This is a genomic window from Nonomuraea sp. MTCD27 (assembly GCF_041950495.1).
Classification (GTDB): Bacteria; Actinomycetota; Actinomycetes; order Streptosporangiales; family Streptosporangiaceae; genus Nonomuraea.
The window spans coordinates 364,805-378,985 of the sequence record NZ_JBGNUW010000006.1; the positions used below are offsets into that span (position 1 = coordinate 364,805).

Below are 14,181 nucleotides of genomic sequence, written 5' to 3' on the forward strand. Positions count from 1 at the left end.
TTGTTTGACTGGATGAGACTATTTGGTCATTTAATTAATGGCAAGTTCACCGGAGCTTGCCCAGCAACGCCTCCGCCTCGGGAGCGAACGAGGGGTCCGCGGTCTCGACGGCCGTGACCAGCAGGCGGCGGGCCAGCTCCAGGTCGCCGCGCTCGTACCGGATCTCGCCGAGCCGGCAGGCGGCCTCGGCCACCAGCTCCGGCTGCTCGCTCAGCCCCAGCGTCAGCTCGTAGTAGCGCAGCGCCCCGTCGCGGTCCCCCAGCCAGTAGCAGAGCTCGCCGAGGTGCGCCGCCGCCATCCCCGACTCGGAGTCGCCCGCGTCGATGACCCGCTGGTACCAGGTGAGCGCCTCCGGGTAGTCCCGCCGCCGCTTGGCCAGCGCGCCCAGGTACATCGCGGCCAGCGCGCCGGCATGCCCCGCGCCCTCCTCGACGGCCCGGCGGTACCACCCGCTCGCCCGCTCCTCGTCCTCGTCGTGGTACGTCTGCCCGATCGCGATCATGGCCCGGACCGCGAGGTCGTCGTCACCCGCGTCCAGCACCCGCAGGTAGACCTGCCGCCCTTCCTCCACCTCGCCCGCGCCCACCAGCGCCTGCGCGAACACGCTCAGCGCGGTCGGCTCCCCGCTCCCGGCCGCCGCCCGCAGCGTGCGCAGCGACGCCTCGGTGTCGCCCTGGCGGCCCTGCAGCATGCCGAGCAGGCTGCCGAAGACGCCCTGCACGGGGCTGTCGGCGTCCCCGGCCTGCCGCTCCGCCAGGTTGTAGAAGGCCTCGGAGTCGCCCTCGGCGTCGAGCAGCGACAGCAGCCTGCCGCCGACCACGAACCGTACGTCGGCGTTCTCGTGCTCGTTCAGCCGCTCGTAGATCGCGCGGGCCTGCGCCGTCTCGCCCAGGCTCTCCAGCCGCTCGGCCACCCGCAGGTCGGTGAACGGGCCGGGACCGGCCAGCTCGTGGTAGCGCCGCACGGCCGCCGGGTCCTCGCACAGGTCGCCCAGCTCCCGGGCCTGCTCGGCGGCCCGCGGGCCCATCAGCTCCAGCACCTCGACGGCCACGTCGTGCTCGCCGCGCCGGCACGCCTGGTAGGCGAGGGCTTCGAGGTTGCTCAGAGCGGTTCGCGCGAGGTCGGTGCCGGTGCCGGCCGCCGCGGCGAACGCCCGGGCGGCGCCGAGCTGGTCGCCCTCCTCGTGCAGCCAGACGCCGAGCTGTACGCCGCCCCTGGCCACGCCGTCGCGGTCGCCGGACTCGACGGCCAGCCGCACCTCCCGACCGGCCTCCTCCGTGTCGCCCCGCTCCCGCAGGGCCCTGGCCAGGTCCACCCGCATGCTGGGCGTGGTGCCGGGGAAGCCGGTGTCGACGCCCCGGCCGTACAGCAGGGCCGCCTGCTCCAGGTCGCCCCTGGCCTTGCAGGCGTCGCCCCACGTCCAGTACGCCATGGCCACGGTCTCGGGGTCGCCGGTCGCCGCGGCGCGCTCGGCCTCCGCCGCCACGGCGTCGTGGTCCTCCTCCTGGAGCAGGTGGACCAGCAGGCGGCGGACGCATTCGAGGTCGCCGGCCGCGGCGCCCCCGGCCAGCACCCGCCGTACCCCGGCGGTGTCGCCGCGCTCCGCCAGAAGCTCGGCGGCGAGGGCCGCGGTGGCGGGCAGGGCGGCGGTGGCCGCCTCGATCGCGCCGTCGAGGTCGCCGCGGCGGTGGCGTACGACGGCGAGGTAGTGCCAGGCCGTCCCGGCCGTCCCCGGCACCTCGGTGGCGGGGAGGAGACACAGCTCGGCGCGGGAGTGGTCGCCCTCGTTGGACAGGACCGCGCCCAGCTCGACCCGGGCCTCGGCCGCGATCCCGGGCTCGCCCAGCTCGGCGACGATCCGGAGGAGCGGCTCGGCCGCGCCGCCCTCCAGCTGCCGCGCCCTGACCACCACCTCCCGCAACGCCCGCTCCCTGTCCTCGGGCGCGGATGCGGATGCGGGTGCGGATGCGGGTGCGGATGCGGGTGCGGACAGGGCGCGGCGCAGGCCCGGCAGGTCGTCGGCGTCGAGGGCGAGCAGCACGGCGGCCACCAGCGCCGACCCCGTGCGCCCGGTCAGCGCGGCCAGCGCGCCCTCCCGGTCGCCCTCCGCCGCCAGCACCCAGGGCAGCTCCTCCTCGGTGGCCCGGCCGAGCAGGTGGCGGGCCACGGCGGAGGAGTGCGCGTCGCCCTCCCCCGCCGCGGCCCGTTCCAGCGCGAAGCGGGCGGCCTCGGCGTCACCGGCCACCGTCAGGCATCGTCCCGCGGCCAGCATGGTCTCCGGCTCCGAGGCGGGATCGATGGCCGCCGCCCGCTCGAACGCCGCCTTCGCCGCCTCCAGCTCCCCGGTCCCGGCCAGCAGCGTGCCGAGCAGGCGCTCGGACTCCCCCGTCACCGCGGGCGGCGCCGCCGTCATGGCCGCGAGCGCGCCCTCGGTGTCACCGTGCTCGTGCAGCCAACCGGCAAGCCGCAACGTCACCTCGTCCGCCCCGAACGTCGCGGAGGCGGCCAGCCACTCCCGGGCCTCCTCGGCCCGCCCGCAGGCGACCAGCGACTCGCCGAGCATCGTCAGCAGCTCGTCATCGGCGTCCGGCACTCGGGCGAGCACCTCGGAGTTCTCCGGGGAGCGCGCCTGAGAGTGCGTCTGGGAGAGCGCCCGGGAGAGCACCTCCACCGCCTCGGCATGCTCCCCGAGCTCGCGCAGGATCTGGCCGGCGGAGCGGAGCGCCACGCCGTTCAGGTGGCCGTCCTCCCCCAGCGCCCCAATGAACGCCGCCACGGCCCCGCGCCGGTCGCCCGCGTCACCGCGCAGGGCACCGAGGAAACAGCCGGCCCGCTGCCGGTCCTCCGGCCGCCCGGCCGCGGCGACCAGCGAGAGCGCCGCGTCGGCGGCGGCCGTCTCGCGGGTGCGCTGCCAGGCGTGCGCGCACTCCATGGCCAGCGCGACGGCCATCGCGTACGCGTCCCCCTCGGGCAACGCCCGCGCCGCCGCCGCGAAGTCCCGGTCGAGCAGCAGCCTGCCGAACGCCCCGACCTCGTCGTCGGCCAGGGCGAACGTGGCCCGCGCGCCCTCCATGTCGTCGAGCCTGACCCTGGTGAACCCCAGCGGCAGCGCGGCCCGCGCCCGCTCCCCCTCGGCGATCAGCCGCTCGTGCAGGCGGCACGCCGCCAGCAGGTCGCCCTGCCTCTCGTACAGCGCCACCAGGTCCGCGGCGGCCTCGATCCGCAGCCCCTTGTGCCCGGTCCCGAGCACCGACTCGTACGCGGCCCGCGCCTCCCCCGGCGCGCTCTCCGCGACGAGCCCGCCCAGCAGGTACGCCACCCACGGCGCCAGCGCCGGATGCCCGTCCGCGCTGGCCCGGCGCAGCAGCTCGACCGCCTCGTCCGTGCCCGTCAGCACGTCCCTGCAGATCACCGCCGTGTACGACAGCGCCAGCGGATCCCCGGACTCCGCGGCCGTGCGGAACATCCCGGCCGCGTCCGACAGGTCGTACCCGATCGAGGCCAGCACCTGCGCGAACACGGCGGTGCCGATGGCCGAGACGGCCGGGTCGGGGTGGTCCATGGCATCGCGGTACCGGAGCAGGCCCTCCTCCCTGCCCAGCCGCTGGTGGTCGAGCATCGCGCCCAGCACGGGGTGCGGCTCCGCGCCCGACTCGCGCAGCAGGTGCAGCAGGAAGGCCGCGTTGAACCCCTGGAGCACGTCGTCGCCCTCGGCCACGTACGCCAGCAGCTCGTCGGCCTGCTCCCGGTCCCCCTCGCCCAGCTCCAGCTCCGCCAGCGCCACCATGGCGCGCGGCGACTGCTCGGCGGCCCCGGAGTCGGCGGCCCGGCGCAGCAGCCGCCTGGCCTCGGCCAGCTCTCCGGCCCTCAGGCGGGCCAGGCCGTCGTCGGTGTCCTGGAGCGCCTGCTCCTCGACGGGGTCGGCCAGCGGCTGCTGCCTGGCGGCGTGCTCCAGGAGCAGCGCGGCCTTGAACGCGGCGTCGGGATCCTCGTGCCGGGACGCCAGCGCGGCCAGCTCCATGATCTCGTCGTGGACCTCGGGGTGCTGTTCGAGGAGCAGGCCGAGCAGGGTGACGCAGACGGAGGCCCACTCGTCCTCGCCCGCCTCCAGCACGGCGCGCAGCGCGGCCAGCGCCGCGGCGGTCTCGCCGGCCTCGGTGTGCATCTGGGCCAGGCATGCCTGGGCCTGCACGACGTACTCGCGCTGGCCGCTGGCGATCACCCGGCGGAAGATCGCCTTGGTCTCCTCCTCGTCGCCGAGCTGCGCGGTCACCTTGGCCAGCTCGACGAGCGAGGGCAGCCGGATGTCGGGCCTGGGGTCCTCGGCGGCCACCCGGTAGGCGGCGGCGGACTCGGCGTACTCGCCCAGGTCCACCAGCACCGCGCCGAGCAGCTTGTGCGCCAGGGCGTGGTGGTCGGGGTGGCCGACGGCGATCGCGTGCTCGCACATCTCGCGGGCCGAGCCGAACTCCTCGGCCTCGGCGTACATCTGGTAGAGCCGGAACGCCGACTGCGCCACCACCTCCGGGTCCCCGCAGGTCAGCAGCTCCCGGAAGTCGTCCTCGTCCTGCGCCGCGTCGTACAGGTCACGCGCCGAGGCCGGGTCCTGGTGGAACTCGGGCAGCTCCAGCCGCGCGGCCAGCTCGGCCACGGCGGGGCTGTTACACCTGCGGGCCCGCTCCAGCGCCGCCTGAGCGCCCGGCGCGTCCCCCATCTGCGTGAACACCAGCACCAGCGCCGTGTCCGCGAGCGCGGCCACCTCGAAGTCGGCCCCGTCGGAGGCGATCATCAGCACCCGGTGCGCCGCCGCCCACTCCTCGGCGTTGACCAGCATCATCCCCATGGCGATGGCCGAGCGCTGGCCGAACACCGGGTCACCCGACTGGATCACCGATCTGTGCGCCGCCTCGGCGCCGTCCAGGTCCCCCTGCTCCTGGAGTAACCCGGCCAGCAGGTGGGACGCTTCCGGGTCTCCCGTGGCCGCGATCTGCCTGAACAGCGCCGCGGCCTCATCGAGATCTCCCGCTTTCCAATGGTTCATGGCCGCGTCGAGCTGTTCTGACGCCATCGCTCACTCCAAGGTCATCCAACAATGTGAAAAAGCTACACATGTGTCACTCTCGTCACACCGCATTCCGAGATCTCCTGTCCTCCCGCCGGGAACTACGGGAGCGCCGTAGCGTAGTGGTCATGGCGAAGGCGTTCTGGATCGATCAGGAGTTCGACAGGGACCGTGACGGGCGCTATGCCGTACACGTGCGCAAGAACCTGGACGAGTTCGAATGGGGCGACATCGCACCCGTACGCTTCGCCTGCACGGCCTGGCGCCTGGCCACGCCGCCGTCACTGACCCCCGGCTACGTCCGGTGGGACCGGCGCATCCTGGAGGCGACCTGCCACCGCAACACCTGGGACGGCACGCTCTACGCGCGCATCCGGGTCGTCTCGCCGCTGCCGGAGGAGCTGCGGCGCTCGCGGACGTGGTGGCGCGACCGCGGCTGGCTGGGCTGGCAGGAGACCTTCGGCCAGTACGTCGATCCGACCCAGCAGGACCTGGCCCGGATCCCGTTCCTGCGGGCCACCCTGCTCGTCGAGGCGCCGGTCCCGCTCGACGACCTGCCCCCGGAGCCGGAGGGCCCGCACGAGGAGGTCGAGCAGAGCGCCCACCGGGCGGTGACGGTCCTGGCCCGCGAGCTCAACGCCCTCGTCTCGCCCGTCCTCGACCAACTCACCTGACTCCCTCCCCACCCGAGCCCCCGAGCACCTGACCGCCCGAGCCCCCGAGCCCCTGAGCACCCGACCGCCGTTCCCCTCCGCTGGATCCGGCCGCCCATCTCCTTCCCGAAGGACCCCGGCCGAAGTGCGGCGGGAAAGGGCCGGGCGGCGGGCGACGCGCTACGCGCCGGTCGCCCCGTCGATCAACTCCCGCAGGATGTCCAGGTGCCCGTTGTGCCGGGAGGTCTCCTCGGTCATGTGCCCGATCACCCACCTGAGCGTCAGATGGCCCTCGCGGCTGTCGACCCCCTTCGACCGCTCATCCAGGGAAACCCCCTCGATCAGCCCCCGCACCTTCTGACACTGCGCCTCGTACTCGGCGACGACCTCCGCCAGCGGCCTCCCCAACGCCACCGTGAACTCGGCATCCGGATCCTCGTCGGTCCACGGCCCCCGGTCCTCACCACCGAGGAACATCACCTCGAACCAGTAGTGCTCGTTCCACCGCAGGTGGTTCACCAGCCCCGAGATGGTCATCAGCGGTGACGTCGCCAGCGGCGCCCGCCTGGCGTCCTCGTCGCTCAACCCCTTGCACTTCTCCACCACCGTGGCCCGCGCGTAGTCGTGAAAAGTGAGCAGTGTGGCGCGCTCGTCCCATGTGTCGGGAGTGTCAGTCCTATCCATCGCACCAGCATGCCTGATCCTTCCGTGGGTAGCAGAGGTCCATGAGAACGCCGCTCGTCGTGCTGGTGACGGCCCTGGTCGTCAGCGCTTGCGCCGTGGACACGGCCTCGCCCGCGCGGGCGGCCGAGCGTTTCCACGCCGCCCTCTCCGCCCATCAGGAGGAGGCCGCGTGCGGGATGCTCGCCCGCAAGACCGCCGACAAGCTGCCCGACCCCGGCCAGACCTGCGCGGACGCGCTCCGGGAGCTGCGGCTCGGCCCGGGCGGGCGGGTCACGGAGGTGAGCGTGTGGGGCCAGGAGGCGCAGGTACGGCTGGCCGGCGACACGCTCTTCCTGCACCGCTTCACCGACGGCTGGCGGGTCAAGGCCGCGGGGTGCGAGCCGGTTCGCGACCTCCCGTACGACTGCGAGGTGGATGACTGATGCGCGTGATGTTCACGCTGACCATGCTGGTGATCGTGGTCGGCCTGGCGGGGTTCTACACGCTGGGGTGGTCGAAGCTGTGAGGTGGCTCAAGGAGAACTCCCTGGCGCTGGCCTTCCTGATCATGTTCCTGCTGGCCGTGGGCGGGCAGGCGGTGGCCGGGATGATGGAGTACAACGACCGGCAGCTGGCCGAGGGGGCCGAGCCCGTCTCACTCCTGCAGTACGTGGCCTCCTCCGCGTACGCGGTGAACGTGGCGGAGAACTGGCAGTCGGAGTACCTGCAGTTCTTCCTGTTCATCATGCTCACCGTCTGGCTCGTCCAGAAGGGCTCACCGGAGTCCAAGCAGCCGCACATGGCCGGGGCGGAGTCGGACAAGGACCAGCAGATCGGCCGCTACGCCGGCGACCACTCCCCGCGCTGGGCCAGGGCCAGGGGGTTCAGGCTGTGGCTGTTCAGCAACTCGCTCGGGCTGGTGATGGGGACCATCTTCCTGCTGTCGTGGCTGGCGCAGTCGGTGGCGGGGCAGGCGGCGTACAACGCCGAGCGGCTCGGTGACCTGCGCGACCCGGTCTCGTGGGGTTCGTACGTCACCTCGCCCGAGTTCTGGGACCGCAGCCTGCAGAACTGGCAGTCGGAGCTGCTGGCCGTGCTGTCGATGGTGGTGCTGTCGATCTATCTGCGCCAGCGGGGCTCACCGGAGTCGAAACCGGTCGGGGCGGCTCACACGGCGACCGGGGTGGAGGGCTGACCGGTGACCACGGCGACGACGCGGGTGCCGGGCGCGAAGGCTCCCTGCCGGGCGAGGTCGACGATCCCGTAGAGCATCTTCGCCACGTAGACCGGCTCGACCCGATATTTCGCGATAAATCCGTCCAAGGCGGGGGTCGACCTGGCGTACCCGCCGAAGTGATAGTCCAGGTTGATCGACCAGTTCGACCACGTACGCCGGTACGCCTCCCTCTGCAACCTGGCCACCTCCCCCTCCAGGAACCCACCCCCCTTCAGCACCGCGAACCCGAGCGCCCGCTTCCCCTCCGGCAGCCCCGCCGAGATCCCCGCCAGCGTCCCCCCGGTCCCGACCGGACAGCAGATGACGTCGTACGGGTCCGCGTCGATCTCTCCCGGCAGCTCCGCGCAGCCCCGCACGGCCGCCGCGTTGCTCCCGCCCTCCGGCAGGATCGTCACGTCCTCACCCCAGCGCGCCCGCAGCCCGGCCAGCACCTCCTCGGTGTGCTTGCGCCGGTAGGAGGCCCGGTCGAGGTAGGTGATCGTCATGCCGCAGGCCACCGCGCGGGCCAGCATCGGGTTCAGCGGCAGGTGCTCCTCGCCCCTGATGACCCCGATGGTCTCGATCCCGTGCCGCGCCCCGGCCTCGGCCACCGCCCTGATGTGATTGGAGTAGGCGCCGCCGAAGGTCAGCAGCCGGGAATGGCCCAGGTTGTACTTGAGCTTGCGCGGTTTGTTGTCGTCGTTCTTCAGGAACACCCGGACCTGACCGAGCCCTGGAACCAGGAGCTCCTCCATGGCGCTAGTCTACGGTCGGGCCTTTGTTGAGGAGTGTTCGATTATGCGCGTTGTTGAAGCTTTTCGTGCCGCCTTCGGCGCGTCCCCCCAGACCGTCTGGCATGCGCCGGGCCGGGTCAACCTGATCGGTGAGCACACCGACTACAACGACGGCTTCGTGCTCCCGTTCGCGGTGCCGTGGGGCGTGACGGCGGCCCTCACGCCGCGCACCGACGGGACCGTCCGCCTGCTGTCCCTCCAGTCCTCCTCCGGCGAGCCGGTCACCATGGCCACCCACGAGGAGTCCAAGGGCTGGACCCGCTACGTGGTCGGCGTCCTCGAGATGCTCGGCGACCGCGTCTCGGGCGCCGACATCGCGATCGACGGCGACGTCCCGCAGGGCGCCGGGCTGAGCTCCAGCGCGGCCCTGGAGGTGTCCGTCGCCTCGGCCCTCAACGACGTGCACGACCTGGGCATGACGCCCATGGAGCTCGCCCTGCTCAGCCAGAAGGCGGAGAACGACTTCGTCGGCATGCCCTGCGGCATCATGGACCAGGCCGCCTCGGCGCTGTCCAAGGAGGGGCACGCGCTCTTCCTCGACTGCCGCTCGCTCGGCTCCCGCAACATCCCGCTCGACCTGGCCGCCCACGGCCTGAGCATGCTCATCATCGACACGCAGGTGCACCACGAGCACGCGGGCGGCGAATACGCCAAGCGCCGCGCCGAGTGCGAGTCGGCGGCCCGCAAGCTCGGCGTCGCCGCCCTGCGCGACGTCACGGACCTGGCGGGCGCGCTGGCGCAGCTCAAGGGCGACGAGCGCAAGCGCACGGAGCACGTCGTCACGGAGAACCACCGCGTGGAGGCCCTCGTCGGCCTGCTGCGCGCGGGTGCCGTCACGGAGATCGGCGCCCTGCTCAACGCCTCCCACCTGTCACTGAGGGACCTGTACGAGGTGTCGTCGCCCGAGCTGGACGTGGCCGTGGAGGCGTCGATCAGGGGCGGGGCGCGCGGCGCGCGGATGACGGGCGGCGGGTTCGGCGGCTCGGCGATCGCGCTGGTGCCGGTGGAGCGCCTGGACAGCGTCCAGGAGTCGGTCTCCGCCGCGTACGCCGAGCGCGGCTTCCAGGCCCCCCGCTTCCTCCCGGCCACCCCGGCCCCCGGCGCCCGCCGCCTGGCCTGACCCGCACGTGCCGGGCCGGAGGAGTCACCTCCGGCCGGCGCGAGGTCAGAGGGGCGGGAAGTTCGGCGGGCGGCGCTCCAGGAAGCTGGCGACGCCCTCCGCGAAGTCCGGCCGCCCGAACGAGGCGATCATCTCCTGGGTGGCCGTCTTGGCCGACTCCTCCAGCGTGGCGTCCCAGTCGTGCCACACCTGCCGCTTGATCACCGCCATCGAGGCCGGCGAGCTGTGCAACGCAACGTCCCGGGCGTACTCGCGCACCTCGTCGAGCAGCCGCTCTCCCGGCACCGCCCGGTTGGCCAGCCCCAGCTCGTACGCCTCCCGCCCGGTGAACACCCGCCCCGACAGCAGGATGTCCATCGCCCGCTGCTGCCCCATGACGCGCGGCAGCACCCAGGAGAGCCCGTACTCGGCGACCAGCCCCCGGCGCGGGAACGCCGTCGTCCACTTGGCCTCCTCGGCCGTGAAGACGAGGTCACAGACGAGCGCGTGCACCATGCCGAGCCCCGCGCAGGCCCCGTTGACGGCCGCGATGATCGGCTTGCGGATCGTCGTGGGGAAGGTGTTGGGGCGCGGATCGGGCACCTCGTCGTACGAACCGCCCTGGATGGCGGTCAGCGTCTTGAAGTCGGCCCCGGAGCAGAACCCCTTGCCCGCGCCGGTGACCACCACGACGCGCACCCTCGGATCCTGCTCGGCCTCCGCCAGCAGGTCGAAGTAGCGCCGTCCCATGGCATCGGTCCAGGCATTGAGCGTGTCGGGCCGGTTGAAGGTCAGGGTGAGCACACCCTGGTCGTCGAGCGTCGAGAGCACGAGTTCCGCCATGCCCTAACAGAAGCATGTTCTAGGCAGGGAAGGCAAGGATACGGTGATCGGGTGAATCGAGATCTGGTGTGGGACGGGTGCCACAACGTACGCGATCTGGGCGGCCTGCCGGCCGGGGACGGGCGGCGTACGCGCTGGGGGGCGGTGGTGCGCTCCGACACGCCCGACCGGCTCACCCCTGCCGGATGGGCGGCGGCAGCGGCCCACGGCGTACGCACGATCATCGACCTGCGCACCCCCGGCGAGCACCACGCCGCCCCCGGCCACCGGCCGCCCGGCATGACCGTCGTCAGCGTGCCCCTGGACCGCCCCGACGATCCCGGCCGCGAGATGTACGGGACCCCGCTCTACCTGCGCCCGTTCCTGGAACGCTGGCCGGACCGCTGCGCCCGCGCCCTGCGCGCCATCGCGCAGGCGCCGCCCGGCGGGGTGCTGGTGCACTGCGTGGCGGGCCGCGACCGTACCGGCCTGATCGCCATCCTGCTGCTCACGCTGGCCGGCGTCGCGCCGTCCACCATCCTCGCCGACTACGAGCGCTCGGCCGCCCGCCTGCGCACGCTCTACGCCCTGCTCGGCCAGCCCGACAACGCCCTCCGCGTCGAATCCCGCCTGACCACCGCCGGAACCACCACCTCCGAGGTCGTCCTGGCCCTGCTGTCAACCCTGGACATCGAAACCACCCTGACCGCCGCCGGCCTGACCCCCTCCGACCTCACCACCCTCCGCACCCGCCTCACCACCCCCGCCCCCTGACCACCCCCCCCCACCCAGCAGCCCACCTGATCGCTCTCCCCGCGCTGCCGCCAGCCACCCCAGGGGGACCTTGGAGGCGGAGGCGGCTCAGCACCAGCCCGGTCCACCGCCCTACCCACGCACCTGATCATCCCTGCCCGCACGGCCGCCGGCCGCCTCAACGGGCCCCACCAAACCAGGAGCGGCTTCCCCGGGACGGGACGGAACGGGACGGGACGGTCAGCGGTGGTGGACGAAGGCGGGGGTGAGGACGCGGGTGTCGTAGTAGCGGTGGAAGACAGGCGTGGCGCCACCCGACAGCGGCGGCACGATCCACGACCAGTCGGCCGGGCAGACCCGCCCCGCCTTCTCCTCCCGCTCCAGGTGCGTCAGAAAGCGACGCGACTCCGTGTGGTGATCGGTCATCGTCACCCCCGCCAGCTCGAACGAGTGCAGCACCGCCACGTTCAGCTCCACCAGCGCGTGGTCCCGCCACAGGGACCGCTCGGTGGAGGTGTTCAGCCCGAGCCGCTCCGCCACCACCTTGAGCTGGTCGTACCGATCCTCGTCGGCCAGGTTGCGGGCGCCGATCTCGGTGCCCATGTACCAGCCGTTGAAGGGCGCGCAGGGATAGCAGATGCCGCCGATCTCCAGGCACATGTCCGAGATGGCCGGTACGGCGTGCCAGCGCAGCCCCAGCTCCGCGAACCACGAATAGTCGGGGTGCACCAGCGGCACCTCCAGCACGGCGTCTCCAGGCAGGTTGCACAGGAGCGGGTCGCCGAGCGGCGGCTGGATGACGAGCGGCAGCACGTCGAACCGGCCGCCCCGGCCGCGCCACCCCAGGGCGGAGGCGGTCTCCGTGAGCGCCACGTTGCGCGGATCGCCCACGACGCCGTCGGGGGTGCGGTACCCGGCGTAGCGGATGAGCTGGTCGTTCATGATCCAGGGACCGCGCAGGGCGGGGGTGTCGGGGGGCAGGACGGTGATGACAGGCCTGATCTTGCCGCTGCCCGTGGCCTCGCGCAGGTGGGCCACGCATTCGAGGGCCACCCCCTCGGCCGAGCCCACCTCCCGGCGGTCGCGCACCTTCAGCGAGCGCCAGTACAACCGCCCGATGCACCGGTTGCTGTTGCGCCAGGCCACCCTGGCCCCGAACTCCAGCTCCTCGTACGTGTGCGTGTAGGTCCCGTAACGGGCCACGTCCCTGGCGATGTCGCGCAGGCGGGCGTACAGGCCTCCGGCGGAAGGGTTCTCGGCGTGGAAGAGTTTGATGAAGCGCTCCGCCTCGCGGAGGTCGGTGGTGCGCTCGATCACCGCCTGGGCGGCGAGCGCGTCGAAGGGACGAAGGGACCTGATCCAGGTAGGCACGCGGCAACCAGCACTTCTCCGTCACGGATCGTCCCGCCGATTCCGGGTCGGCGACACGTCCTGGTGGTGGCGCCCTCTCCTCGCCACCGTCACGACTTCCCGCGGCTCCGGCCACGCGAGCGACCGGAGCTCCCATTTTTCCGTGCCCCGGCCTGTCTTGTCCCGCGAATCGAAAAACGTGTGATCATCACATTACATAGCGTGAAATGGCGGACGCCCCCGAGATTCCCGGAGACGCCCGCCCCGGAAAGGTCACCTCTTGACGACGTCGTCCCACACGCAGGTGAGGTGGATGACGCGCTTGTGGTGCCAGCGCTTGCCCGCCACCTTGCCCCGCACCTTCGCCGGCAGCTCTCCGGCTGGAACGCTGATCGCCAGCCGGTCGGCGGGCACGACCATGACGCCGTCCTCGACGACGGTCTCGGCGAGCTCGGGCTCGATGAACTGTTCGTCGACGAGCTCGGCGACCTTGGCCTTGGAGAACCTCACGGCCTCGCCGTCACTCGTCCAGCACGTGAGCCTGCCGCTGTACAGCACCGGCTTGTCCGGCTTGTGAACCTTGACCTTCTCGCCGTGCCCGCCGTGCACCCTGACCGGCCCGTCGTCCGCCAGCGCTGACCCGGCCATACCGCCCAGCCCGAGCACGACCGCCGTGGCGACGATCGCGAGGCGTCGCTTCACCATTGGGATCTCCTCCCCGAGACGATTTCGACGCTCCCGAGAGTGCCGCGCCGCGCCTGAACCGAGCCTTAAGACAGCCGAAGAGATCTTCAGGTTGGAACGGCTCCCATCCGGCCTCTTCACCGATCACGGCCCGAGCACACCGTCCACCGGCCGGCCATGGACCCGGGCCTCGGGAACGCCGACCAGGCCGGGCAGTGGCTCCCGGAACGCCTCAGGCCCCACCCCTTGAGCAGGGAATGGGGCCTGAACGGTGCTCCACTCGGACGAATCTGGCGGTAGCGCAGGCTACGCCGGTTCAGCGCTCAGCAGCTCTTGGTCTTCTGGTACGGCTTCCGGTCCTGGGTCGCCACGATGGACTCGTAGACCTTTCGTCCCGAAGTGATCCGGCGGCAGTTCGAGTCACGGGCCCACGACCACGCCACCTTGACGCTCACGGAATCCTTGCAGTTGTTGGTAACCCTGGCGGTGGTCTTGACCATCACCTCGTTGAGGCTGTTCCGCTTGCCCGTGTACTCCCTGTACACGTAGGTGTCGACGCAGGACGGGACACCGGCAGCCTGGGTGGAGCCGGTTGCCTGGGCGATACCGGCAGCCTGGGCCGGGGCGGCGAACCCGGTCGCCAGGGCGGCGCCCACGAGGGCCACGCTCAGAAGACGCATTGGACGCATGGGAAGTCTCCAGTTCCTGTGGTGCAGAGATAGGTGCTGTTGTTCTTCGGACGGCCACGGGTCTGGTCCCACCGCTCTCCCTGTCCAGGAAGCCGCTCGACCCGCCGTCTGGCAAAGGACGTTAGAGAAGGCGGGTATAGCAGCGGTATGTTCCCATCGGCCGGGACCCCGCCTGCCGCGCAAGCTTCTCCGGGGAGCCGTGGACCCGAGGGGAAACCCCCGTCCATCTCGGCCACGGATGCGATCGGATCGGCGGAGACACCGGCACCAGGAAGTCGCCTCGGGCGCTCGCCCTGCCGGCCCTCACGGTCGCGGAGCGCAAGCGGCACCGACCCGCCAGAACGCTCAAGGCTGGTGGCCGGTGGGACATGCGGGTTCTGCGCGCGATCACCAGGTC

The 14,181-nt window shown here is 72.2% G+C and carries 12 protein-coding genes; 5 read left to right on the top strand and 7 right to left on the bottom strand.

The window, feature by feature from the left end:
* Positions 1–46 precede the first annotated feature (46 nt).
* A complete protein-coding gene (locus ACBJ59_RS20545) occupies positions 47–5,068 on the bottom strand; it encodes a hypothetical protein (RefSeq protein WP_375111819.1) in 5,022 nt (1,673 codons plus the stop codon).
* Between the two features lie 122 nt (positions 5,069–5,190).
* Between ACBJ59_RS20545 and ACBJ59_RS20550 the strand changes: the two genes are divergently transcribed.
* The gene (locus tag ACBJ59_RS20550; RefSeq protein WP_375111820.1) at positions 5,191–5,736 is read left to right on the top strand and encodes a hypothetical protein; all 546 of its coding nucleotides are present in this window, start codon (positions 5,191–5,193) and stop codon (positions 5,734–5,736) included.
* Between the two features lie 159 nt (positions 5,737–5,895).
* On the opposite strand, the gene ACBJ59_RS20555 is transcribed toward ACBJ59_RS20550, so the two are convergent.
* Positions 5,896–6,399: a DinB family protein gene (locus tag ACBJ59_RS20555; RefSeq protein WP_375111821.1), complete on the bottom strand. Its 504-nt coding sequence runs from the start codon at positions 6,397–6,399 to the stop codon at positions 5,896–5,898.
* Positions 6,400–6,440: 41 nt separating this feature from the next.
* On the opposite strand from ACBJ59_RS20555, the gene ACBJ59_RS20560 reads away from it, so the two are divergent.
* On the top strand, positions 6,441–6,821 hold the full coding sequence (locus tag ACBJ59_RS20560) for a hypothetical protein (protein ID WP_375111822.1): 381 nt from the start codon (positions 6,441–6,443) through the stop codon (positions 6,819–6,821).
* A gap of 79 nt (positions 6,822–6,900) precedes the next feature.
* Positions 6,901–7,572 (top strand): DUF6766 family protein, encoded by a 672-nt coding sequence (locus ACBJ59_RS20565; RefSeq protein ID WP_375111823.1) that lies wholly within the window; start codon positions 6,901–6,903, stop codon positions 7,570–7,572.
* On the opposite strand, the gene ACBJ59_RS20570 is transcribed toward ACBJ59_RS20565, so the two are convergent.
* The gene (locus ACBJ59_RS20570; RefSeq protein WP_375111824.1) at positions 7,545–8,348 is read right to left on the bottom strand and encodes a 1-aminocyclopropane-1-carboxylate deaminase/D-cysteine desulfhydrase; all 804 of its coding nucleotides are present in this window, start codon (positions 8,346–8,348) and stop codon (positions 7,545–7,547) included. The genes ACBJ59_RS20565 and ACBJ59_RS20570 overlap by 28 nt on opposite strands.
* Before the next feature lie 43 nt (positions 8,349–8,391).
* Here ACBJ59_RS20570 and galK point away from each other — a divergent pair, with 43 nt between their 5' ends.
* Positions 8,392–9,507, top strand: coding sequence for a galactokinase (gene galK / locus ACBJ59_RS20575; RefSeq protein ID WP_375111825.1), 1,116 nt, complete (start codon positions 8,392–8,394; stop codon positions 9,505–9,507).
* A 45-nt stretch (positions 9,508–9,552) separates the two neighbouring features.
* Here galK and ACBJ59_RS20580 read toward each other — a convergent pair whose 3' ends face one another.
* Positions 9,553–10,329 carry an enoyl-CoA hydratase-related protein gene (locus ACBJ59_RS20580; RefSeq protein WP_375111826.1) on the bottom strand — a complete coding sequence of 259 codons (777 nt, stop codon included), beginning with the start codon at positions 10,327–10,329 and terminating at the stop codon, positions 9,553–9,555.
* Positions 10,330–10,380: 51 nt separating this feature from the next.
* Here ACBJ59_RS20580 and ACBJ59_RS20585 point away from each other — a divergent pair, with 51 nt between their 5' ends.
* Complete coding sequence (locus tag ACBJ59_RS20585; RefSeq protein ID WP_375111827.1) at positions 10,381–11,082, top strand: tyrosine-protein phosphatase; 702 nt, start codon at positions 10,381–10,383, stop codon at positions 11,080–11,082.
* Between the two features lie 219 nt (positions 11,083–11,301).
* Here ACBJ59_RS20585 and ACBJ59_RS20590 read toward each other — a convergent pair whose 3' ends face one another.
* The 3 genes from ACBJ59_RS20590 to ACBJ59_RS20600 form a co-directional block, all read right to left on the bottom strand.
* Positions 11,302–12,432, bottom strand: coding sequence for a nitric oxide synthase oxygenase (locus tag ACBJ59_RS20590; RefSeq protein WP_375111828.1), 1,131 nt, complete (start codon positions 12,430–12,432; stop codon positions 11,302–11,304).
* 252 nt (positions 12,433–12,684) lie between these two features.
* Entirely contained in the window at positions 12,685–13,116 is a 432-nt protein-coding gene (locus ACBJ59_RS20595; protein WP_375111829.1) for a hypothetical protein, read from the bottom strand.
* Positions 13,117–13,418: 302 nt separating this feature from the next.
* Positions 13,419–13,775 carry a hypothetical protein gene (locus tag ACBJ59_RS20600; RefSeq protein WP_375111830.1) on the bottom strand — a complete coding sequence of 119 codons (357 nt, stop codon included), beginning with the start codon at positions 13,773–13,775 and terminating at the stop codon, positions 13,419–13,421.
* Positions 13,776–14,181 lie beyond the last annotated feature (406 nt).